Here is a 22,726-nt window from a genome sequence, read left to right on the forward strand (position 1 = left end):
GAGGCGACATCCCGGCGTCCTAGCCGCGTCGCTGTGCCATTTCACCGCAGCGTATGTCTGCGGCGGGTAGGATGCAACACGTTACAGTAACTTTCAGGCAACGCTTACAGCCACGTACGATGAGCGCTCGAGAATGAGGGAGGAGTCTGTGATGCAGGGCCGCACCAGACTGACTGACGTTGCCGAGCAGGCCGGTGTCAGCACCGCGACCGTCTCCCGCGTGCTCAACGGCAAGCCGGAGGTGGCAGGCGAGACACGCAAGGCGGTGCTCGCCGCACTGGACATGCTCGGCTACGAACGCCCCGAGCGACTGCGTGCACGGTCGGCCGGCCTCATCGGGCTCATCGTGCCGGAGCTGTCCAACCCGGTCTTCCCGGCCTTCGCGCAGTCGATCGAGTCCGTCCTGTCGACGCTCGGCTACATCCCGCTGCTGTGTACCCAGTCCCCAGGCGGGACGACCGAGGACCAGTACGTCGAGATGCTCCTCGACCACGGCGTGGACGGCATCATCTTCGTCTCCGGCCTCCACGCCGACACCCAGGCGGACATCGACCGCTACCAGCGGCTCCAGGCCCGCACCATCCCCTTCGCGCTCGTCAACGGCTACACGGGGGAGCTCGACGCTCCCGCCTTCTCCACGGACGACGCCGGCAGCATGGAGCTGGCCGTGCGCCATCTCGTCTCCCAGGGCCACGTCACCATCGGCCTGGCGATCGGCCCCGACCGCTTCGTCCCCGCCCAGCGCAAGCGGACCGGTTTCGAGCGGGCGACGGCGGAGCTCGTCCCCGAGGGTGCCGCCCCCATCGTCCCGACCCTCTACACCTTCGAGGGGGGCCAGGCGGCCGCCGGCATCCTCCTCGACCAGGGCTGCACCGCCATCATCTGCGGCTCGGACCTCATGGCCCTGGGCGCCGTCCGTGCCGCGCGGGGCCGAGGGCTGTCGGTCCCGGAGGACGTCTCCGTCGTCGGCTTCGACGACTCCCCTCTCATGGCGTTCACCGACCCGCCGCTGACGACGCTGCGGCAGCCCGTGGACGCGATGAGCCACGCCGCGGTGACCTCGCTCGTCGCGGAGATCAAGGGCTCGCAGGCGCCGCGCAGCGAGCTGCTCTTCGTCGCCGAGCTCATCGTCCGCGGCTCGACCGCGGCGGCCCCGCGCGCGGAGCGCGGGTAGCGTACTGCGGACCTGCACCTACACCCGAGAGATTGACTGCCTGTGACCTCCTCCCGTGCGCCCCTGTCTTCCACGGCCGGTCAGGTGATCCACCGACCGACCGACGCCCCCGAGTGGTGGCGGACCGCCGTCATCTACCAGGTCTACCCGCGCTCCTTCGGGGACGCCGACGGCGACGGCATCGGCGACCTCCCCGGTATCACGGAGCGTCTGGACCACCTCGCGCGGCTCGGGGTGGACGCCGTCTGGCTCTCCCCCTTCTACCGCTCCCCGCAGCGGGACGCGGGCTACGACGTCGCCGACTACCGCGACGTCGACCCCATCTTCGGCACCCTGACCGACGCCGACCGGCTCGTCGCGCGTGCCCACGAGCTGGGGCTGCGCGTCATCGTCGACCTCGTGCCCAACCACACCTCCGACGAGCACGTCTGGTTCCGCCAGGCGCTGGCCGACGGTCCCGGCTCGGCCGCCCGCGCGCGCTACATGTTCCGCGAGGGCAACGGCGAGCACGGCGAGGAGCCGCCGAACAACTGGCAGTCCGTCTTCGGGGGCTCCGCCTGGACGCGTGTGAGCGACCGGCCCGACGCCCCGGGCAGTGCGTGGGAGCGCGACGGGCAGTGGTACCTCCACCTCTTCGACACCAGCCAGCCGGATCTCAACTGGGACCACCCGGAGGTCCACGAGGAGTTCTGCAACATCCTGCGGTTCTGGCTCGACCGGGGTGTCGACGGCTTCCGGGTCGACGTCGCGCACGGCCTGGTCAAGGCGCCGGGACTGCCCGACTGGGCCGGGCACGTCCGCATGGTCGAGGGAACCGACGTCGAGGAGGGCCTCGCCGCGGCCGAGGACGAGGTCATCGTCCCCGACGCGAGCGACGACGCGCAGACCGGCCGCAGCCCCATGTTCGACCAGGACGGCGTGCACGAGATCTACCGCGAGTGGCGCGCCGTGCTCGACGAGTACGACGGCGACCGCATCCTCGTCGCCGAGGCCTGGGTGGAGCCGCTCGAGCGGCTCGCGCTCTACGTGCGGCCGGACGAGATGCACCAGGCCTTCAACTTCAACTTCCTCGTCACGCGGTGGAGCCCCGCCGCCCTGCGCGAGTCGATCACCGGCTCCTACGCCGCGAACGACGCCGTCGGCGCCCCGACCACCTGGGTGCTGTCGAACCACGACGTCGTCCGGCACGCCTCCCGTCTCGGGCTGGACGAGACCGGCAAGGGTCCCAACGGCATCGGCGCGGAGGACCCCCAGCCCGACGCCGAGCTCGGCCTGCGCCGGGCCCGCGCGGCCTCGCTGCTCATGCTGGGCCTGCCCGGCAGCGCCTACGTGTACCAGGGCGAGGAGCTGGGCCTGCCCGAGCACACGACCCTGGACGACTCGCTGCGCCAGGACCCGGCGTGGTGGCGCACCGGTCACGCGGAGAAGGGGCGCGACGGCTGCCGGGTGCCGCTGCCGTGGCGCTCGGACGCCCCGGGCCTGGGGTTCTCCCCCACTGGGCGGACGTGGCTGCCGCAGCCCGAGTCGTGGGCGGGGCTCGCCCCCGACGTCCAGGAGCAGCAGGAGGGCTCGACGCTGCGGCTCTACCGGGACATCCTGGCCCTGCGGTCCGAGCTCGGCCTCGGTCAGGGCGGGCTGGAGCTGCTCGAGGCGGGGGACGACGTCGTCGCGGTGCGCAACACGGCGAGTGACCGTCCCGCCGTCGTCGTCGTCGCCAACCTCGGCACCGAGCCCGTCACCCTCCCCGAGGGCGCGGAGGTGCTGCTCGCCAGCGGCCCGCTGACCGACGGCGGTGTCCCGTCCGACACGACCGTCTGGCTGCGCGAGCAGAGCTGACACGTCGGACCGGGCCACTTCGCCCGGTCCGTCACGCCGAGAGCCGGGCTCCCCCAGAGCCCGGCTCTCGGCATGTCCGCGGGCCCGACGGCGCCCGAGATATCCGCTTCTCCCATCTCACCCACCGGCGTAGATTTCGTCCGGTCCGATGAGTTCTGCCCGCAGCGGCGGTCTCTACCCGCGGCACACCAGTCGGAAGGAGCCGCCATGGACCTTGCTCCAGCGATCGAGGCCGAGGGCCTCGTCAAACGATTCGGGGACACGACCGCCGTCGACGGCGTCGACCTCACCGTCCAGCGCGGCACCGTCTTCGGCCTCCTCGGACCCAACGGCGCCGGCAAGACGACGGTCGTGCGGATGCTCGCCACCCTCCTCGCGCCCGATGCCGGCACCGCCCGCGTCCTGGGCCACGACATCCGCACCGACGCCGACGCCGTCCGCACGAGCGTGGGTCTCACCGGCCAGTACGCCTCGGTCGACGAGGACCTCACCGGCGCCGAGAACCTCATGCTGCTGGCCCGCCTCTACGGCTTCAGCGGCGCGCGCGCCAAGCGGCGGGCGGCGGACTTGCTCGGCGCCTTCGACCTCAGTGAGGCCGCCGGCAAGGCCGTGAAGACGTACTCCGGGGGCATGCGGCGGCGCATCGACCTCGCCGCCAGCCTGGTGATGAGCCCTCAGGTCCTGTACCTCGACGAGCCGACCACCGGGCTGGACCCGCGCAGCCGCAACCAGGTGTGGGACATCGTCCGGCTGCTCGTCGCGGAGGGGACGACCGTCCTGCTCACCACCCAGTACCTCGACGAGGCCGACCAGCTCGCCGACCGCATCGCCGTCATCGACCACGGCAAGCTCATCGCCGAGGGCACCGCGCCACAGCTCAAGGCCTCCGTGGGGACGGGGACGGTGACCCTCCGGCTGGCCGAGCGGTCCCAGCGGGACGCCGCGAGCGCCGTCCTCGGCGACGTGCTCGGCACCCCGGTGACCGAGCTCCCCGACGGGCTCGGGCTCTCCGCCCGCGTGCCCGAGGAGGCGCCCGACTCCCCGGCCCGCGCGCTGACGGCGCTGCACGCCGCCGGCATCGACGTGCCTGAGTTCAGCCTCGGCCAGCCGAGCCTGGACGAGGTCTTCCTCGCGCTCACGGGCAACCCGCCCGACGAGACGTCCGACCACCAGCACAGCACAGCGGAGGCCACCTCATGAGGTCCCTCGACATCGGCTCCAACACCGCGCTGCGTGAGGCCGTCGCCGTCACCGACAGGCCCGACCGGGCCTCCGCCGTCAGCACCACCCTCACCTTCGCCCACCGGGCGCTGCTGAAGATCAAGCACGTTCCCGAGCAGCTCTTCGACGTGACGCTCACGCCCGTTATCTTCACCCTGATGTTCACCTACCTCTTCGGTGGGGCGATCGCCGGGGACACCCGCACCTACCTGCAGTTCCTGCTCCCCGGGATCATGGTGCAGACCGTGCTCGTCGTCAGTGTCTACACCGGTTTCACGCTCAACACCGACATCACCAAGGGCGTCTTCGACCGCTTCCGCTCGCTGCCGATCTGGCGGCCCGCACCGATCGTCGGGGCGCTCCTGGGGGACACGGTGCGGTACACCATCGCCTCCTGCGTCACCCTGGTGCTCGGCCTGCTCCTCGGCTACCGGCCGCAGGGCGGGGCGACCGGCGTCGTGCTGGCGCTCCTCCTCCTGCTGGTCTTCGCGTTCTCGCTCAGCTGGATCTTCACCATCCTGGGTCTGCTCATGCGCAGCCCGAACGCCGTCATGGGCGTGTCGATGCTGGTCCTCATGCCGCTGACCTTCGCGTCGAACATCTTCGTCGACCCGCGCACGATGCCCTCGGTGCTGCAGACCGTCGTCGAGCTCAACCCGGTGAGCCACCTGGTGACGGCGGTGCGCGGTCTCATGGGCGGCGGGGGGACGTTCTCCGACGTCGCGTGGGTGCTCGTCGCCTCGGCGGTGCTCACCGCGGTGTTCGCACCGATCACCATGCGCATCTACCGCACCCGCAGCTGACGCCCCATCCCCTCGCGCCCACCCCTCCCCCTTCGCGCCGAGAGCGGGGTTGTTGCGCGCGAGCCGCCGCAACAACCCCGCTCTCGGCGAAGGGGGGGTGCCGGTGGCGGCGCCGGTGCCGGCGCCGGCACGGGCGCCAGCCCCCGCCTCGCACCCATCCCTCGGCGCCGACAGCGGAGTTGTTGTGCACGAGCCGCCGCAACAACTCCGCTCTCGGCGCCAGGTGGGGGGTGGCGGCGGAGGAGGTCGGGCGGGTCAGCCGCCGCTGATGGAGAGCTCGGCCTCGGTGAGGAGCTGACGCAGGCGCTCGTCGATGTCCTGGCTCTCCAGCCACGCCTCGGGCAGGTGGGGCGTGCGCGGCGACCCGGCACGACCGCGCGGGCCCTCGGCACCCTCGCCGGGGTAGGGCTGGGTCAGGTCGAGGGCGGCGAGCCGCTCGTCGAGCTCGGCGAGGGTGCTCACCAGGCCGAGCTGGCGCCGGGCCTCTCCCCCGACGACGTAGCCCTTGAGGTACCACGCCATGTGCTTGCGCAGCTCGCGCAGCGCCTTGGTCTCGTTCTCGAAGTACTCGACCATGAGCTCGGCGTGGCGTCGGATCACGACGGCGACCTCGGCCAGCCCGGGTCGCACCCGCAGCTGCGAGCCGGCGAACCCGGCGACGAGGTCGGTGAACAGCCACGGACGCCCCTGGCACCCGCGGCCGACGACGACGCCGTCGCACCCCGTCTGCTCGACCATCTCCACGGCGTCCTCGGCCGACCAGATGTCACCGTTGCCGAGCACCGGCACGCTGCGCACCGCCTCCTTGAGGCGGGCGATGGTCTCCCACCGCGCCTCGCCGGAGTAGTGCTGGGCGGCGGTGCGGGCGTGCAGGGCGACGGCGGAGACGCCGGCGTTCTCGGCGATGCGGCCGGCATCGAGGTAGGTGAGGTGGTCGTCGTCGATGCCCATGCGCATCTTGACGGTCACCGGCACCTCACGGTCGCGGTGGCGCCCGCCCTGCCGGGCGGCGTCGACGGCACCGCTGACGATCGCCTCGAAGAGGTCCCGCTTCCACGGCAGCGCCGCTCCCCCGCCCTTACGGGTCACCTTGGGCACGGGGCAGCCGAAGTTGAGGTCGACGTGGTCGGCGCGGTCCTCCTCGACGAGGAGCCGCACGGCCGCCGACACCGTCACGGGATCGACGCCGTACAGCTGCACCGAGCGCACCGGCTCCTGCGGGTCGGGGTCGACCATCCGCATCGTCTCGGGGTTGCGCTCGACCAGCGCACGGGAGGTCACCATCTCGGTGACGTAGAGCCCGGCCGGGGCGTGCTGCCCGGGCCGCGCGGTGGCGCGGGCGTCGTCGTCGAGCGCCGCGAGACCGGCCTCACGGCACAGGCGACGGAAGGGCGGGTTGGTGACACCGGCCATCGGGGCCAGCACCACCGGGCTCCCGACCGTGATGGGTCCGATCCGCAGCTCACTCACCGGCCCATTGTCGCCCGAGCCGCCCGGCCCCGTCACCGTGGGCGCCGTCACGCCGGTCGCCCACGGCGCGCGCCGGTCGCCGACCTCCCCGGATCTCCTCACTCCGAGGCGCGGCGCGGGGGGAGCTCAGAGGACACCCGGGGAGCCGGGCGAGCCGGGCGAGCGGCGAGGAGTGGCCCGCGGCCGGCGCTCGTGCGCACGAGGGCCGCGGCGATCGCCGTCGTCGCGGGGATGGCCAGCACGAGCCCGACGGAGGAGACGAGGGTCCGCACGACCTCCTCGGCGATCTCCCCCGCCATGAGCGTGTCGACGAACGCGCGGTCGTAGGACGCGGCCATGAGGAGCACCGGCAGCGCGGTGCCGACGTAGGCGAAGGCGAGGGTGTAGACGGTGGAGGCGATGTGGTCCCGGCCGATCCGCATCCCACCGAGCCACAGCCGGCGCCGCGGCATGGTGCTGTCCGCGGCGTGCAGCTCCCACACGGCCGAGGCCTGGGTGATCGTCACGTCGTTGAGGGCACCGAGCCCGGCGATGACGATGCCGCACAGCAGCAGGTCCTGCAGCCGCAGGCCGGGGAAGGTGCCCTGGAGCATGAGCGAGGTGTCCGACGTGGCGCCCGTGAGGTTCGCGGCCCGGGTGCCCCACATCGCCAGCCCCGTGGTCACGGCGAGCCCGATGAATGTCCCGAGGAGCGCCGTCGTCGTCCGGATGGACAGGCCGTGGGCGAGGTAGACCGAGAAGAACATCATCGCGCTGCCCCCGACGAGCGCGACGGCGAGCGGTGGGGCTCCCGTCATGAGCGCGGGAAGCACGAACACGACGACGACGGCGAGCGAGGCGGCGAGCCCCGCCATCGCCGCCAGGCCGCGCCAGCGGGCCACGAGGAGGACGACGACGGCGTAGAGGACTGCCAGCCACGCCACCGGCACCGTGCGCTCGAAGTCCCAGAAGATGTAGGGGACGCCCGAGCCGAGGGCGGACGTGGAGAAGAGCAGGCGGACGCGGTCACCGACGTCGGCGCCGTTGTCCAGCACCTCGGGCGGCACCTGGACCGGGATGACCTGCCCCTCCCCGACCCCGGTGAGCAGCTCGGCGCGGACCTCGGCGCCCTGCTCCCCGGTGACCTCGACGATCTCCGCCGTCTCGATCGACATGCCGTCGGCGAGGAGCTGCTGGGACCCGACCGGGCTCTGCCCCGTGGGCCACAGCCACAGCAGCCCGGCGAGGGTCGCGAGGAGGAGCGGCACGACGAGCGCGGCGAGCACGATGCGTGCCCGGCGCGCCTGCTCCGGCGGGATCTCGGAACCCGAGTCGTGGACGTGGACGGACGGCGCAAGGGCCACGTGATCACTCCGGTTCGGCGGGCGTGGGCAGCGACACGACGCCGCCCGGGCAGGACGGTGCCCCGCTCCACAGTAGCCACGGGGCCGGGCCGGGCCCGGTGCGACACGTCGCCGGCGGACGGGTCACACCCGGGTGAGCTCCCGCACCGCCTCCCGTGCCCTGGCACCGAACTCCTCGACGTCGTGCTCCTGGTGGTCCGCGCGCTCGAAGGCCTCCTCGAGCAGCCTCACCTGGGTGAGCAGCCGGGCGCGGACCGCGCGGTGAGCGGCGCTGCGGCCGACCCGGCGGACCAGGGTGAGCGCGGCGTACATCACGGCCGGGGAGGTGGCCGCGTACCAGCGGACGTTGTCGAGCACCTCGGAGGTGAGCGTGACCGCCCCGACGTACGGGGCGTGCACCCGCAGGACGCCGGCCGAGTCGTAGCGGTGGGTGGACGGCATCTCCCGCTGCGCGAGCAGCGACAGGCCGGAGGACAGGTCGTCCAGGGCGTTGATCGCCGTGAACGGGTCGTTGGTGCCGGGTGACAGCGCGCGCACCGCCAGCTCGGTCAGCTGCTGCACCGCGAACGAGATGTCCTGGTAGGGGCTGCGGGCGTCGCTCACGGTGATCTCCGAGCGGACCGCGTCGAGCAGGTCGTCCCCCACCTCGCCGGGTGGGTGGACGAGGGCCAGCACGCTGCCCTCCAGCACGTAGCGCCCCGGGTGCACCGACAGGCTCACCAGGACGCCGGCCTCCTCGGCCGTCGCGAGCAGGTCCTCGTCCCGCACCGAGGTGACGTACCCGGGCCGGGTGGCGTGCACCGGGACGCCCTCCTCCTCGAGCCGGTCCGGCAGGGAGTCGTCGCCGTCGACCTCGCGCTCGTCGCGGCCCACGTCCTCGGGGTAGAGCCGCTCGATCGTCCGGTGCAGCTCGTTGCGCACCCGCCGGGCGATCGTGGAGATCTGGATCGAGTCGGAGATGTGGTGGATGAAGTAGATGAGCACGACGACGTTCAGCACGGCCAGCAGCACCGCGAAGTTCACCGCCAGGTGCGGCACGAACACCTCGGCCTCCGGGTCGCCGGGGTCCCCGATGGCGCGGACCGACCGCAGCACGAGCAGCGCGTAGAGGAAGGTGGCGACGTAGACGCCGAGCACGGCCTGGTTGCCCCGGTCGGTCATGAAGTTGCGGATCAGCCGGGGCCCGTAGCTGGAGGAGGTGAGCGCCAGGACCGCCATCGTGATCGAGAAGGTCGTGCCCGCGACGGCCAGGGACGAACCGGCGATCGCCCCGAGGATGTCGCGGCTGCCGCTCTCCCCCACCCGGTAGAGCAGGACCTCGGCCCAGCCGGGCATGGACAGCTCGACGGTGCGGTCCACCCAGATGAGCAGCTCGGCCACCACCACGGCCAGCAGGCACAGGACGGCGGGAAGGAACCAGAAACGCTCGCGGAGGCGTTGCAGTGCAGTCACTGCCCCAGCCTGTCAGGTCCTCCCTCGCGCGCCCGGGCTAACGCGGTCACCACCCGCGGCCGGAGCCGGACAGCGGGCGATCCCGTCTCGAGCCGCTGACCCCGTCGCGGCACAGCATCGGGTGGCGGAAACCGAGCACGGGGCGTGGGCCGCGAGAGACGATTGTGCCGTTGTCCCCCTTGTTCTCAAGCGCCGTCTGCGAGAGGTGCACGATGGTCGACGTCGACACTCCCCCGGAGACCACACTGCGCACGGCAGCGAGTCACGTCTCCCGCAACGTGCCCCTCGCGGGTCCCGACGACACGGTCACGGCGGTGCTCGACCGGATGCGGGGGTGCAGCTACGACAGCGCCGCCGTGGTCGCCGTCGTCGAGGAGGACCACCTGCTCGGCCTCGTTGCGCTCGAACGGATGCTCGCGGAGCCGTCCACGACCCCCGTCGTCGAGATCATGGACGTCCACCCTCCGGTCGTCGGGCCGGGAACCGACCAGGAGCGTGCGGCGTGGCTGGCTGTCCAGCACGAGGAACCCACGCTTGCCGTGACCGACGACGGCGGCCGGTTCATCGGACTCGTGCCCGCCACCGCGCTGCTCGGTGTGCTTCTCGAGGAGCACGACGAGGACATGGTGCGGATCGGTGGGTTCACGAGCTCGGCGTCGGCGGCCCAGACGACCACCGTGGAACCGGTGCTCCGACGGCTCGGTCACCGGCTGCCCTGGCTGCTCCTCGGGCTCGTCGGCGCGCTGGTTGCCGCCGGGGTGGTCGGTCGATTCGAGGAGCAGCTCGCCGAGGAGGTGCTCATCGCCTACTTCGTCCCGGGCGTCGTCTACATGGCCGACGCCGTCGGGACCCAGACCGAGACGCTCGTCATCCGAGGGCTCTCCCTCGGCATCCGGCTGCACCGGGTGGCTCTGCGGGAGATCGTCACCGGACTGCTTCTCGGCCTCATCCTCGGTGCGCTCGCGCTGCCGCTGGTGGGCACCCTGTGGGGTGACTGGCACGTCGCGACCGCCGTGGCGATCGCCCTGCTGGCCGCGTCGTCCCTGGCGAGCGTCATCGCACTCGCCCTGCCGTGGTTGATCCAGCGCCTGGGCAAGGACCCCGCCTTCGGTGCCGGGCCGTTGGCCACGGTCATCCAGGACGTCCTCACCGTGGCCATCTACCTGGCCGTCGCCACCGTGGTCGTCCTGTGAACGGGGCCGACCGCCGGTCAGCCGCTCCGGCCGCGCAGCGCCATCGCCGGGCCGGAGAAGAGCGCCAGGCCCAGGACGAAACCGGCGTCGTACCAGTTCCCGTTGTTCTCCACGTCATAGATGCTCACCGTGTCGGTGAACAGCGAGACGACGAAGGTGACCGGCAGGATGATGCCGTGCCACAGTCCGTACCAGAAGCCGTAGCCGCCGGGCCCTTCCTCGACGTTCGTGCCTGCGGCACAGGCCCCCAGGGCGAGCACACAGGCGACAGCGAGGACGGTCACCGCCCAGGCTCTGCGTGAGGTGGTCATGCGAGGTCCCTCCTGAGGTCGGGCAGCTGAGGGGTTCCAGCCTTCGCCTCCGCGTGGGCCCGCACAAGGGGTCAAGGTCCTGTCCGTGCGGCTGCAGCCGCGGCTGCCGGGCGACCACCGTTGCCCCCGCCCGGCCGGGATGTCATCCTCTGCACGGGACGAGGAGGTCGCCATGGCGCAGCAACCCGACGAGGCTGTGGTCGTCGGCGTGGACGGCTCGGAGAAGGACGGCCGAGCCGTCGACTGGGCTGCGGAGGAGGCGGCCGCGACCGGGTGCGGTCTGCACGTGCTGCACTGCTTCCCGCTGCAGGCCGAGGGCCTGGGGGTCGGCCCCGAGATCGACGTGGACGAGCTCGGGACCGACACCGTCGAACGCTGCCGCGCGCGTGCACGGGAGCGTCACCCCCAGCTCGAGGTGACGAGCGAGATCCTCCTCGAGGACCCGGCCGTGGCGCTCGTTCGGGCACCGCACCACGCGAGCGCCGTCGTGGTCGGTGGACGCGGGCTCGGCCGGATCTCCGGTCGGCTGCTCGGGTCGGTGTCGCAGAAGGTCGCGGCTCGCGCGCACGGCGTCGTGGTCGTCGTCCGGGACACGGAGGCGGTACCCGACGGGCCGGTCGTCGTCGGCGTCGACCCCGGTCACACCGACCTCCGCGTCGTGGAGTTCGGGTTCACCCAGGCCTCCCGGCTGGCCGTCGGCGTCCGACTCGTGCATGCGCGACACGTTCGCGGCGACGGCCTCGGAGACCCCCGGCTGCGGCGTGCCCTGTCTGCGGCCGCCGAGCAGCAGGCCATGGCGCTGGCGGAGCTGGCCGAGGACTGGGCCGTCCGCTACCCCGAGGTGGCGGTGGACGTCCGAGAGGTCGCCCGTCACCCCGTCGAGGCGCTCACCGCCGAGAGTGCTGACGCGAGCCTCCTCGTCGTCGGCAGCCGGGGCCGTTCCACGCTGGCCGGCTTGTGCCTCGGGTCGGTGGCGCACGGAGTGCTGCACGAGTGCCCTGTCGTCGCCGTCGTCCGCGTCCGGTGACGTGCGGCTGCCCCCGTCACACCGCACCGGGGGGCATGGGCGGGACCACCGGGCGCAACGGCACGGCCGTCACGCCCGGTGGGCGAGGATGCCCAGGTCAGGCGCCGACGAGCCGCTGCGCGAGGTAGCCCTGGACCTGGCTGAGCGCGACGCGCTCCTGGGCCATGGTGTCGCGGTCACGGATGGTCACGGCCTGGTCCTCGAGGGTGTCGAAGTCGACCGTGACGCAGTACGGGGTGCCGATCTCGTCCTGGCGACGGTAACGGCGGCCGACCGCACCGGCGTCGTCGAAGTCGACGTTCCAGTACTTGCGCAGCTCGGCGGCCAGGTCGCGCGCCACCGGGGAGAGCTGCTCGTTGCGGGACAGCGGCAGGACCGCGGCCTTGACGGGCGCGAGCCGCGGGTCGAGCCGTAGCACGGTGCGCTTGTCGACCCCGCCCTTGGCGTTGGGGGCCTCGTCCTCGGTGTAGGCCTCGACGAGGAACGCCATGAGCGAGCGGGTGAGGCCCGCTGCCGGCTCGATGACATAGGGCACCCAGCGCTCGTTCTTGCCCTGGTCGAAGTAGGACAGGTCCTGCCCGGAGTGCTCGGTGTGGGTCTTGAGATCGAAGTCGGTGCGGTTGGCGATGCCCTCGAGCTCACCCCACTCGCTGCCGGAGAAGCCGAAGCGGTACTCGATGTCCACGGTGCGCGTGGAGTAGTGGGACAGCTTCTCCTGCGGGTGCTCGTAGAGACGCAGGTTCTCGCGCGTGACGCCGAGATCGACGTACCAGTCCGTGCGGGCGTCGATCCAGTACTGGTGCCACTCGGCGTCGGTGCCGGGCTCGACGAAGAACTCCATCTCCATCTGCTCGAACTCCCGCGTGCGGAAGATGAAGTTGCCGGGGGTGATCTCGTTGCGGAAGGACTTGCCGATCTGCGCGATGCCGAACGGGGGCTTCTTGCGCGAAGCCGTCATCACCTGGCCGAAGTTCACGAAGATGCCCTGGGCGGTCTCGGGACGCAGGTAGTGCAGCCCGGACTCGTCCTCGACCGCGCCGAGGTAGGTCTTGAGCATCATGTTGAAGTCGCGCGGCTCGGTCCACTTGCCGCGGGTCCCGCAGTTCGGGCAGGAGATCTCGGCCAGCTCACCCTCGGGTGCGCGGCCCTTCTTCTCCTCGAACTCCTCGATCATCTGGTCGGCGCGGAAGCGCTTGTGGCAGGAGAGGCACTCGGTGAGCGGGTCGGTGAACACCCCGACGTGCCCGGATGCGACCCACACCTGGCGGGGCAGGATGATCGAGGAGTCCAGGCCGACGACGTCCTCACGCGCCTGGACCATGGTGCGCCACCACTGCCTCTTGATGTTCTCCTTGAGCTCGACACCCAGGGGCCCGTAGTCCCACGCGGACCGGGTGCCGCCGTAGATCTCCCCACTGGGGAAGACGAAACCTCGCCGCTTGGCGAGGTTGATCACGGAATCCAGTCGGGAAGGCGCTGCGGCCACGTCAATCACTCCAGTCTCGGTTGGCCCGCACCTGGCTTGGTGCGAACTGGGCAGTCCCGCACCTGGCTGGTGCGAGCACCGCACTAACCTACCTGCCCCGCTGGGCGCCTCGGGCAGGCGGCCTCGCGAGCGCGGACCCGTGGCGCACGCATGCCGTCGGCGACCACCCACGGCCGTCGAGTTGACAATGATTCTCACTCCACTTGAGAATCGGTCTCATGAGCCGCTCCCGCGCACTGCCCGCACTCGTCGTCGCCGCCCTCGCCCTCGGTGGGTGCGCCGCCTTCCAGGCCGACGACGGCGACGACGGCGCGACGGCGGGTGGGGACGGCACCGCCCCCACCGTGCTCACCAGCTTCTACCCCCTGCAGTACGTCACCGAGGAGATCGGCGGCGACCGGCTGACCGTCTCCTCGCTCACGCCGCCGGGTGTCGACCCGCACACGGTCGAGCTGGCCCCGCGGACCGTCGCGGACATGGCCGAGGCCGGACTCGTCGTCTACCTCGCCGGCTTCCAGACCGCCGTCGACGAGGCCGTCGACGTCACGGGGGTGCCCGCCTTCGACGCCGCCGAGCACACCGAGCTCCTCACCACCGGACAGACCGGGCACGACCACGACGACGAGCACGCCGGTGACGAGCACGCCGACGAGACCGCGACCGGCTCCGAGCCGGTGGACGCGCACTTCTGGCTCGACCCTGCGCGGCTCGCCGAGGTTGCCCAGGCGCTGGCCGACGAGCTCGCCGACCTCGACCCCGACGGCGCCGCCGCCTACCGGGCGAACGCCGACACCCTCGTCGCCGAGCTGGGGGCGCTCGACGACGAGCTCGACGCCGGGCTCGCCTCCTGCGAGCGCGACACGATCGTCGTCGCCCACGAGGCCTACGGCTACCTCACCGCCGACCACGGACTGCGGCAGGAGGGCCTGTCCGGGATCGACCCCGACTCCGAGCCCTCCCCCGCGCGGCTCGCCGAGATCGCCGACGTCGTCGCCGAGCACGACGTCGACACGATCTTCGTCGAGTCGCTGCTCAGCCCGGCCGTCAGCGAGGCCCTCGCGCAGGACCTCGGGCTGCGGACGGCGGTGCTCGACCCGCTGGAGAACCAGCAGGACGAGGGCGCGGACTACCTCGACGTCATGCGCGCCAACCTCGGCGCCCTGCAGACGGCCCTGGGATGCACGGCATGACCGCACCGACCACCGCCCCTCGGGACGTGACAGCATACGGTCCCATGGCACAGCCGGTGCACGTGCGCGACCTCCACGTCACCCTGGGGAACGCCAGGATCCTCCAGGGCGTGGACCTCGACGTGCGCGACGGCGAGATGGTCGCGCTGCTCGGCGCCAACGGCTCGGGCAAGTCCACGCTCGTCAAGGCCCTCCTCACCATCGCGCCCGTGAGCGCCGGGCGGGTCGAGCTCTTCGGCACGGACGTCGCCGCGGACCACCGGCACGTCGAGTGGCGCAGGGTCGGGTACGTCCCGCAGCGCGTCGGCGCGGCCTCGGGGACCCCGGCCACGGCGCTGGAGGTCGTCTGCTCGGGGCTGCTCGACAACCGCAGGCTGCGGCCGCCGCGCGGGTGGCGCGAGCTCGCGCTCTCGGCCCTGGACGAGGTCGGGCTCGCGGACCGGGCACGCGAGACCGTCAGCGTGTTCTCGGGTGGGCAGCAGCAGCGAGTCCTCATCGCCCGGGCGCTCGTGCGCCGCCCGGACCTGCTCGTCCTCGACGAGCCCCTCGCAGGGATCGACCGCGACTCCCAGGAGGCGCTGGCCGCGACCCTCACCGGGCTGCGTGAGCGGGGCACCAGTGTGCTCGTCGTCCTCCACGAGCTCGGCTCGCTGGCCGGCCTGCTCGAGCGCGCCGTCGTGCTGCGCCACGGGCGCGTCGTCCACGACGGCCCCCCACCACGCGCGGCTGCCGATCACAGCGGCCCGGACCACGAGCACCTCCACCCGCACGACGACGAGACCTCGGGCGACCCGCACAGCCCCGAGCTGCGTCTCGAGCTCTCATGAGCACGCTCCTCGACATGCTGGCGAGCCCGCTCATGCAGCGGGCGCTGATCGCGGCCGTGCTCGTCGGGCTCGTCGCCCCCGTGATGGGCACCTACCTCGTCCAGCGGCGGCTGGCTCTGCTCGGGGACGGCATCGGGCACATGGCGCTCACCGGCGTCGCGATGGGCTGGCTCGTCGGTGGGGCACTGGACCTGACGCCGCACGACGCGCTCGCCGTCCCGGGCGCCGTCGTCGCCTCGATCGTCGGCGCCGTCCTCATCGAGGTCGTCCGGGAGCGGGGCCGCACGAGCGGCGACCTCGCCCTCGCGCTCCTCTTCTACGGCGGGATCGCCGGCGGCGTACTGCTCATCGGCATCGCCGGGGGCACCACCGCCAACCTCAACGGGTACCTGTTCGGGTCCATCGCCTCCGTGACGCTCACCGACCTGTGGCTGACCATCGCCCTGGCGGTCGCCATCCTCACGGTCGGTGTGGGACTGCGGCCCGCCCTGTTCGCCCTGTCCCACGACGAGGAGTTCGCCCGGGCCAGCGGGCTGCCGGTGCGGCTGCTCAACGTCGTCGTCGCCGTCGTGGCCGCGCTGACGGTCTCCGTGGCGATGCGCGTCGTCGGGGTCCTGCTCGTCTCGGCCCTGATGATCGTGCCCGTGGCCACCGCCCAGCTCGTCACCCGTTCCTTCCGGGCGACGATGGCGCTGGCGATGGGCATCGGCGTCACGGTGAGCGTCGCGGGGCTGTCCGTCACCTACGTCCACCCGCTGTCACCCGGAGCGACCATCGTCGTCCTGGCGATCGGGGCCTTCGGCGTAGTATCGCTGGCACGTCCCCTGCTCGGGCGCCGCCGTCCCGCGGCCGACCCGCACCCGGACGTCCAGGACGACGTCGAGCTTGTTCGCGAGGCACCATGAGACCCCGGATGACGCGGCAGCGCGCCGCGGTCAGCGACCTGCTCGAGCGCACCGACGACTTCCGCAGCGCTCAGCAGCTCCACGAGTCGCTCCGCGCCGCCGGCGACACCGTCGGGCTGGCCACGGTGTACCGCACTCTCCAGGCGCTGGTCGAGTCCGGTGAGGTCGACGTGCTCCGCGCGGACGACGGCGAGACCCTCTACCGCCGCTGCGAGAGCGTCAAGCACCACCACCACCTCGTGTGCCGCCGGTGCGGCACGACCGTGGAGATCAGCGGCGGCGGGGTCGAGACCTGGGCCGAGGAGATGGCCGCCACGCACGGGTTCACGGCCATCGAGCACACCCTGGACCTGTTCGGCGTGTGCGCGGAGTGCTCACGCTCGGACGACCGTGCCTGAGTTCCTCACCGGCTGGCCCTTCTGGCTGGTCTTCGCCTTCCTCCTCTTCGGCGCGATGGTGCGCGGGCAGGGCATCTACTGGCTCGGCCGGATCGCCACCGTGCAGACGCTACGACGCACCCACCCGACAGGCGGGTGGCGGCTGCGTGCGCACCGGGCGCTCAACGGCGACGGCGCCCAGCGCGGCGTGGACGCGATCCGGCGGTGGGGCCTGGTCATCGTGCCCCTCGCCTACCTCACCGTCGGCTTCCAGAGCATGGTGATGGCGGGAGCCGGGATCCTGCAGATCGGGTGGGTCCGCTTCACCCTCGCGCAGGTTCCCGGAGCGGTTGCCTGGGCCGCGATCTACTCGACCGTCGGGTTCGCGGTGTGGAACGCGGCGCTGGCAGCCGCAGCCGGCTCACCGTGGGGCATCGCCACGCTCGTCGCCCTGACTGCAGGGATCGTCGCCGCCGTCGTGCTGCGCCGACGCCGCGCCCAGCAGGCCGACGAGGACGTCCTGCCGTAACCCCGGCCTCCCTCGCGGGGCGGCCGCGCGCCGCCGCGCCCCCTCCCATTCGCCGAGAGCGGGGTTGTTGCAACCGGGCGCGCCACCGTGACTCCCCCCTTTCGTCGAGAGCAGGGTTGTTGCAACCGGGCGCGCCACCGTAACTCCCCCTTTCGCCGAGAGCAGGGTTGTTGCAGACAGCAGACGGCGGAACGACAACCCGCTCCCGGCCGGAAGCGGGACGCGGCGGTATCGCCGGCGGGGCGCAACAACTCCGCTCTCGACGCGAAGGGGGACACGGCGGGGTGCAACAACTCCGCTCTCGACGCGTGGGGGGCGCGGCGGGGCGTAACAACTCCGCTCTCGGCGCGAAATGGGGGGTGGGGTTGGGGGGCTAGGGGGCTGCTGCGTCGACGGCGCCGCCGTAGCGGCGGTCGCGGGAGGCGTAGATCTCGACAGCGCGCCACAGGCTGCGGCGGTCGACGTCGGGCCAGTGCTCCTCGAGGAACACCATCTCCGCGTAGGCGGACTGCCAGAGCATGAAGTTGGAGATCCGTTGCTCGCCGGAGGTCCGCAGGAAGAGGTCGACGTCCGGCAGCTCGGGCTCGTCGAGGTACCGGGCGATGGTCCGCTCGGAGACCTTCTCCGGGTCGAGCCGCCCGGCTGCGACCTCGCGGGCGAGGGCACGGGCGGCGTCGGCTATCTCGGCCCGCCCGCCGTAGTTCACGCACATCGTCAACGTGCACACGTCGTTGTCGCGGGTGAGGCGCTCGGCCTCCTCGAGCTCGGAGATGACCGACTTCCACAGCCGCGGGCGGCGCCCGGCCCAGCGCACCCGCACCCCCCACTCGTTCATCACGTCCCGGCGGCGGCGCAGCACGTCACGGTTGAAGCCCATGAGGAAGCGCACCTCCTCCGGGGACCGCTTCCAGTTCTCGGTGGAGAACGCGTAGGCCGAGACGTGCGTGACGCCGATCTCGATGGCACCGGCGACGACGTCGAGCAGGCTCGCCTCCCCCGCCTTGTGCCCCTCCACGCGGGGCAGGCCACGGGCGTTGGCCCAGCGGCCGTTCCCGTCCATGACGATGGCGACGTGCTTGGGCACGAACCGCGCGTCGATCCGGGGCGCGCGGGCACCGGAGGGGTGCGGGGGCGGCGGGACCGGGCTCACACGCGCTCCACGTGACGCATCGACCGCAGCTGCCGCTCGAGGTGGTACTGCAGGTGGGCCGCCACCAGCCCGGAGGCCTCGTCGCGCTCGCGCTGGGTCGAGGCCTCGGCTGCCGGCCAGTCACCGGACAGGAGGGCACCGAGCAGCTCGAGGGTCTGGGGGGCCGGCGCCGAGGAGCCGGGTGGTCGGCACCGGTCGCACATCGCCCCGCCCTGGGCGACGTGGAAGGCGTGGTGCGGTCCGGCCGTGCCGCACTGGGCGCAGTCCTCGAAGCTCGGCGCCCAGCCCGCGACGGCCAGCGCCCGCAGCAGGTAGGAGTCGAGCACGAGGCTCGCCGGGTGGCGGCGGGTGGCCAGGGAGTGGAGTGCGCCGACGAGCAGGAGGAACTGCTGCGGTGCCGGCTCGTCCTCCACCTCGGTCAGCCGCTCGGCCGTCTCCACCATGACGGTGGCGGTCGTGTAGAGCGAGTAGTCCGACCCCAGGGAGCGGCCGTACGCGGCCTGGCTCTCCACCTGGGTGATGATGTCGAGGCTGCGGCCGAGGTGGAGCTGGACGTCGACGAGGGAGAACGGCTCCAGCCGCGCCCCGAACTTCGAGCTCGTGCGGCGCACGCCCTTGGCCACCGCGCGCACCCGCCCGTAGCGACGGGTGAGCAGCGTGATGATCCGGTCTGCCTCACCGAGCTTGTGGGTGCGCAGCACCACGGCCTCGTCCCGGTAGAGCTTCACCGGCCCATTGTCGCGCGGGTCGGGAGACGACGGCGAACCGGCTCGCCGGGCAGCGGCCGCGAGGTGCCGGTAGGCGCGGTGCGACGCAGCGCGCGGCCGAGGACGAAAGCCCCTTCTCCCCGGCCCGTCGGGGCGCTACCGTCGAGGAAGGCACAGCGCCTGCTCGGCTCGCAAGGAGGTGAGCACGATGGATGCCGCCGTCGTGTACGAGTCGGAACTGGGGAACACCAGGGCCGTCGCGGAAGCCGTGGCGGACGGGATGCGACGCGGACTCGAGGTCGAGCTCCTCGACGTCGGCTCCGCACCACTGCCCCACGAGCTCGACGTCGAGCTGCTCGTCGTCGGCGGCCCCACGCACGCGCTGGGCATGAGTCGCCCCAGCACGCGGGAGGACGCCGCGAAGCGGGGCGGCCTGGTGGTCGACCGGGGCATCCGCGAGTGGCTCGCCGACTCGCAGGCGCTCGACGTGCGCGCCGCCGCGTTCGACACCCACGTCCGTCGCCCCAACCTGCCGGGCCACGCGGGTCGCAAGGCCGCGAAGGTGCTGCAGCGCCTCGGAGCCCGCCTCGTCGCGGCCCCGGAGAGCTTCTACGTCCAGGACGCGGAGGGGCCGCTGCTGCCCGGTGAGCTCGACCGTGCCCGCGCGTGGGGCGCCGAGCTCGCCGGCCTGCTCCCCCAGTACGCCCACGGCTGAGACACCCAGGAGGAACCATGACCGAGATCTCGCTCATCGACGTCGAGGAACGACCCACCGCCGGCGTGCGCCGCCGGGTGCCGATGGCGGAGCTGCCCGCCTTCCTCGCGGAGGTGTTCGACGCGGTGGCCGCCGAGGTCGAGCGTGCCGGCGCCCACATCGGTGGTGCGCCGTTCGCGCGCTACCGCGGCGAGCCCACCGACGTCGTCGACGTCGAGGCCGGCTTCCCGCTCACCGAGCCCTGGAGCGGCGGAGGGGACCTGGTGACCGGCACGCTCCCGGCCGCACGGGCCGTCGAGGCCACCCACCGGGGCCGCTACGAGGCGCTCCGCGAGACCTACCGGGAGATCGAGCGCTGGACGGAGGAGCACCACGTGCGGGTGCAGGACGAGAGCTGGGAGCTCTACGAGGCCGGGCCCCAGTCCGACCCGGACCCCGAGACGTGGCGCACCCGCGTCATCTGGCCGGTCGCCCCGCCCGAGGTGGAGGCCGGCTGAGCGGTCCGCGACCCCGGGACAGGGTCACGCAAGCCGGAAGCCGTGGGCCATGAGGCTGAGCTCGGCCATGAGCTGCGGCTGGAGGTCGAGGTGACGGGAGCGAACCGTCAGCTCGAACATCGTGTCCGTCCGGCTCGGGAAGATCGTCGCTTCCAGCTCGACCACCCAGCCCAGCTTCCGCTGCGGCCGCCAGACCTCGTTGCGCAGCACGAGCTGGCCCGCCGGGACCTGCTCCACGGACACCTCGCGGTGCCGGTGGACCCGGTGCGGGGCCGGCTCCGCGGCCCGGAGCGCGTCGAGGTGACGGCGGGCAGTGAGCTGCTTGCCGTCGGTCACCGGGCGCGGCCACTGCGTGAGGTACAGACCTGCGCTCACCTGCCCGCTCCGCGGCTCGGTCATCCGCACCCCGACGTGGCGGACGTCCCCGGGCAGCAGCGTGGTCTCCTTCTCGACCACGCGGATGCGGCGACGCAGGGCCGCGGCGGCACGCGCCGTCGTCGTCGCGTCGGCGGCGAGGGACGCCGCGTCGGAGGTCCCCGGCTCCCAGGCGACCCACCCCTCGGGCAGGTCCATCCGCCAGGTCGCCGGGGCGCTCACCGCTAGCGGACCGCCCGGTTGACGGCGGAGACGATGGCCTGGAAGGACGCCGTCGTGATGGACGGGTCGATCCCGACGCCCCACAGCACCTGCCCGGCCACCTCGCACTCGACGTAGGCCGCGGCCGTCGCGTCCCCACCGGTCGACAGCGCGTGCTCGGCGTAGTCCAGGACGTCGACCTCCACCCCGAGCTCGGCGAGGGCGTTCGTGAAGGCGTCGACCGGCCCGTTGCCGGCGGCGGCGAGCACCTTCTCCGTGCCGTCCTCGACGAACGTGACGGTCAGCGTGGCGCCCTCGCCGTCACCGCCGGAGGTGAGCGTCGTGCCGCGCAGCGTGAACCGCCCCCACGGCGCGAGACCGGAGCCCGCCGGAGCCGGCAGGTACTCGTCGCAGAAGATGTCCCACAGGCGCTCCGCGCTGATCTCCCCGCCGTAGGCGTCGGTGACCTTCTGGACCACTCCGGAGAACTCGATCTGCAGCCGGCGGGGCAGGTCGAGCGCGCGGGTGCTGGCCAGCAGGTAGGCCACCCCGCCCTTGCCGGACTGGGAGTTGACCCGCACGACGGCTTCGTAGGAGCGGCCGACGTCCACGGGGTCGACGGGCAGGTAGGGCACGTCCCACGGCACTGCGGTGGGGTCGCCGCCGGCCTGTGCGACGCGCTCGTCGCGCGCGGTGAAGCCCTTCTTGATGGCGTCCTGGTGGGAGCCGGAGAAGGCGGTGTAGACGAGGTCCCCGCCGTAGGGGTGGCGCGGGTGGACGTCCATCTGGGTGCACTGCTCGACGGTGCGCCGGATCCCGTCGATGTCGGAGAAGTCGATCTGCGGGTCGATGCCCTGGCTGAACAGGTTCATGCCCAGCGTGACGAGGTCGACGTTGCCCGTCCGCTCGCCCTGGCCGAACAGGCAGCCCTCGACGCGGTCCGCACCGGCCATGACCGCCAGCTCGGCGGAGGCGACGGCGGTGCCGCGGTCGTTGTGCGGGTGGACCGACAGCGCGACGAACTCCCGCCGCGAGAGGTTGCGGCTCATCCACTCGATCTGGTCGGCGTAGACGTTGGGGGTGGCGCGCTCGACGGTGGCGGGGAGGTTGAGCACGATCTCCCGCCCGCCGTCGGGCTGCCACACGTCCATGACCGCCTCGCACACCTCCAGGGCGTACTCGATCTCCGTGTCGATGAAGATCTCCGGGGAGTACTCGTAGGAGAAGACCGTCTCCGGGTCGAGGATTTTCTCCGCGAAGGCCATGACGTCACGCGTCCCGGCGACGGCCAGCTCCCTGGTGGCCTCGCGGTCGTTGCGGAAGACGATGTCGCGGAAGACCGGCGCGGTCGCGTTGTACAGGTGCACGGTGGCGCGGTGCGCACCGACGAGGGAGCTCACCGTCCGCTCGATGAGCTCGCTGCGGGCCTGGGTGAGCACCGAGATGGTGACGTCGTCGGGGATGGCGCCGTCCTCGACGATCGAGCGGACGAAGTCGAAGTCGGTCTGGCTGGCTGCTGGGAACCCGACCTCGATCTCCTTGTAGCCCATCCGGACGAGGAGGTCGAACATGCGGCGCTTGCGGGCCGGGTCCATCGGCTCGATGAGCGCCTGGTTCCCGTCGCGCAGGTCGGTGGAGAGCCAGCGGGGCGCTCGGGTGATCCGCCGCGAGGGCCACTGCCGGTCCGGCAGGTCGATGCCGTTGACCTCGTGGAAGGGGCGGTACTTGCCGATCGGCATCCGCGAGGGCTGCTGGTCGTTGCTGGGGGTGCGGGTCTTCATCTCAACTTCTTCGCTCGTCGGGTGCGCCGGACGCGAGGACCACCGCGACGAGGGGCCGGCTGCTAGTGGGCCTCGTCGCGGCAGCGAAGAAGGAGAAGGGTCCGTGTGTGCACGCTCCGACTGTAGCGCACGGGCCGGGACAGGTCGCGAGCGTGT

At 72.3% G+C, this 22,726-nt stretch carries 22 protein-coding genes; 13 read left to right on the forward strand and 9 right to left on the reverse strand.

Going from position 1 to position 22,726, the window contains the following annotated elements; all coding sequences use genetic code 11:
* Window positions 1-151: 151 nt before the first annotated feature.
* The 4 genes from VR894_RS09705 to VR894_RS09720 all read left to right on the forward strand — a co-directional run bounded on the left by VR894_RS09705 (window position 152) and on the right by VR894_RS09720 (window position 5,034).
* The gene (locus VR894_RS09705; protein ID WP_324651178.1) at window positions 152-1,174 is read left to right on the forward strand and encodes a LacI family DNA-binding transcriptional regulator; all 1,023 of its coding nucleotides are present in this window, start codon (window positions 152-154) and stop codon (window positions 1,172-1,174) included.
* Between the two features lie 84 nt (window positions 1,175-1,258).
* Window positions 1,259-3,010 (forward strand): glycoside hydrolase family 13 protein, encoded by a 1,752-nt coding sequence (locus VR894_RS09710; RefSeq protein ID WP_324651179.1) that lies wholly within the window; start codon window positions 1,259-1,261, stop codon window positions 3,008-3,010.
* A 207-nt stretch (window positions 3,011-3,217) separates the two neighbouring features.
* Entirely contained in the window at window positions 3,218-4,210 is a 993-nt protein-coding gene (locus VR894_RS09715; RefSeq protein WP_324651180.1) for an ATP-binding cassette domain-containing protein, read from the forward strand.
* Window positions 4,207-5,034 carry an ABC transporter permease gene (locus tag VR894_RS09720; protein WP_324651181.1) on the forward strand — a complete coding sequence of 276 codons (828 nt, stop codon included), beginning with the start codon at window positions 4,207-4,209 and terminating at the stop codon, window positions 5,032-5,034. Before VR894_RS09715 ends, VR894_RS09720 begins: the two co-directional genes overlap by 4 nt.
* Before the next feature lie 255 nt (window positions 5,035-5,289).
* Here the strand turns inward: VR894_RS09720 and dusB are convergent, their stop codons facing one another.
* From dusB to VR894_RS09735, 3 genes are all read right to left on the reverse strand, one after another.
* Window positions 5,290-6,555 carry a tRNA dihydrouridine synthase DusB gene (gene dusB, locus VR894_RS09725; protein ID WP_416380832.1) on the reverse strand — a complete coding sequence of 422 codons (1,266 nt, stop codon included), beginning with the start codon at window positions 6,553-6,555 and terminating at the stop codon, window positions 5,290-5,292.
* Window positions 6,556-6,602: 47 nt separating this feature from the next.
* Window positions 6,603-7,847, reverse strand: a complete 1,245-nt coding sequence (locus tag VR894_RS09730) for a YibE/F family protein (RefSeq protein ID WP_324651183.1) — start codon at window positions 7,845-7,847, stop codon at window positions 6,603-6,605.
* Between the two features lie 123 nt (window positions 7,848-7,970).
* Window positions 7,971-9,299, reverse strand: a complete 1,329-nt coding sequence (locus VR894_RS09735; protein ID WP_324651184.1) for a DUF2254 domain-containing protein — start codon at window positions 9,297-9,299, stop codon at window positions 7,971-7,973.
* 212 nt (window positions 9,300-9,511) lie between these two features.
* Between VR894_RS09735 and VR894_RS09740 the strand changes: the two genes are divergently transcribed.
* Complete coding sequence (locus VR894_RS09740) at window positions 9,512-10,492, forward strand: magnesium transporter (RefSeq protein ID WP_324651185.1); 981 nt, start codon at window positions 9,512-9,514, stop codon at window positions 10,490-10,492.
* A 17-nt stretch (window positions 10,493-10,509) separates the two neighbouring features.
* Here VR894_RS09740 and VR894_RS09745 read toward each other — a convergent pair whose 3' ends face one another.
* A complete protein-coding gene (locus VR894_RS09745; protein WP_324651186.1) occupies window positions 10,510-10,803 on the reverse strand; it encodes a hypothetical protein in 294 nt (97 codons plus the stop codon).
* 172 nt (window positions 10,804-10,975) lie between these two features.
* On the opposite strand from VR894_RS09745, the gene VR894_RS09750 reads away from it, so the two are divergent.
* A complete protein-coding gene (locus VR894_RS09750) occupies window positions 10,976-11,830 on the forward strand; it encodes a universal stress protein (RefSeq protein WP_324651187.1) in 855 nt (284 codons plus the stop codon).
* 97 nt (window positions 11,831-11,927) lie between these two features.
* On the opposite strand, the gene VR894_RS09755 is transcribed toward VR894_RS09750, so the two are convergent.
* Complete coding sequence (locus tag VR894_RS09755) at window positions 11,928-13,316, reverse strand: glycine--tRNA ligase (RefSeq protein WP_324651188.1); 1,389 nt, start codon at window positions 13,314-13,316, stop codon at window positions 11,928-11,930.
* A gap of 218 nt (window positions 13,317-13,534) precedes the next feature.
* Between VR894_RS09755 and VR894_RS09760 the strand changes: the two genes are divergently transcribed.
* The 5 genes from VR894_RS09760 to VR894_RS09780 are packed head-to-tail and all read left to right on the forward strand — an operon-like array spanning window position 13,535 to window position 17,144.
* Entirely contained in the window at window positions 13,535-14,506 is a 972-nt protein-coding gene (locus VR894_RS09760; protein ID WP_324651189.1) for a metal ABC transporter substrate-binding protein, read from the forward strand.
* 44 nt (window positions 14,507-14,550) lie between these two features.
* A complete protein-coding gene (locus tag VR894_RS09765; protein WP_324651190.1) occupies window positions 14,551-15,333 on the forward strand; it encodes a metal ABC transporter ATP-binding protein in 783 nt (260 codons plus the stop codon).
* Window positions 15,330-16,238 (forward strand): metal ABC transporter permease, encoded by a 909-nt coding sequence (locus VR894_RS09770; protein WP_324651191.1) that lies wholly within the window; start codon window positions 15,330-15,332, stop codon window positions 16,236-16,238. The genes VR894_RS09765 and VR894_RS09770 overlap by 4 nt, the downstream gene beginning before the upstream one ends.
* An 8-nt stretch (window positions 16,239-16,246) precedes the next feature.
* Entirely contained in the window at window positions 16,247-16,636 is a 390-nt protein-coding gene (locus VR894_RS09775) for a Fur family transcriptional regulator (RefSeq protein WP_324651192.1), read from the forward strand.
* Complete coding sequence (locus tag VR894_RS09780) at window positions 16,629-17,144, forward strand: hypothetical protein (RefSeq protein ID WP_324651193.1); 516 nt, start codon at window positions 16,629-16,631, stop codon at window positions 17,142-17,144. Before VR894_RS09775 ends, VR894_RS09780 begins: the two co-directional genes overlap by 8 nt.
* Before the next feature lie 373 nt (window positions 17,145-17,517).
* Here the strand turns inward: VR894_RS09780 and VR894_RS09785 are convergent, their stop codons facing one another.
* Window positions 17,518-18,294, reverse strand: coding sequence for an isoprenyl transferase (locus VR894_RS09785; protein ID WP_324651194.1), 777 nt, complete (start codon window positions 18,292-18,294; stop codon window positions 17,518-17,520).
* Window positions 18,291-19,022, reverse strand: a complete 732-nt coding sequence (recO, locus tag VR894_RS09790) for a DNA repair protein RecO (RefSeq protein WP_324651195.1) — start codon at window positions 19,020-19,022, stop codon at window positions 18,291-18,293. Before recO ends, VR894_RS09785 begins: the two co-directional genes overlap by 4 nt.
* Window positions 19,023-19,209: 187 nt before the next feature.
* Between recO and VR894_RS09795 the strand changes: the two genes are divergently transcribed.
* Entirely contained in the window at window positions 19,210-19,716 is a 507-nt protein-coding gene (locus VR894_RS09795) for a flavodoxin family protein (protein ID WP_324651408.1), read from the forward strand.
* 17 nt (window positions 19,717-19,733) lie between these two features.
* The gene (locus VR894_RS09800; RefSeq protein WP_324651196.1) at window positions 19,734-20,213 is read left to right on the forward strand and encodes a GyrI-like domain-containing protein; all 480 of its coding nucleotides are present in this window, start codon (window positions 19,734-19,736) and stop codon (window positions 20,211-20,213) included.
* A gap of 24 nt (window positions 20,214-20,237) precedes the next feature.
* Here VR894_RS09800 and VR894_RS09805 read toward each other — a convergent pair whose 3' ends face one another.
* Complete coding sequence (locus VR894_RS09805; RefSeq protein ID WP_324651197.1) at window positions 20,238-20,810, reverse strand: hypothetical protein; 573 nt, start codon at window positions 20,808-20,810, stop codon at window positions 20,238-20,240.
* A gap of 2 nt (window positions 20,811-20,812) precedes the next feature.
* Window positions 20,813-22,570: a 2-isopropylmalate synthase gene (leuA, locus tag VR894_RS09810; RefSeq protein ID WP_324651198.1), complete on the reverse strand. Its 1,758-nt coding sequence runs from the start codon at window positions 22,568-22,570 to the stop codon at window positions 20,813-20,815.
* Window positions 22,571-22,726 lie beyond the last annotated feature (156 nt).

Origin of the sequence: Georgenia sp. H159, assembly GCF_035607575.1 — a bacterium.
Classification (GTDB): domain Bacteria; phylum Actinomycetota; class Actinomycetes; order Actinomycetales; family Actinomycetaceae; genus Oceanitalea.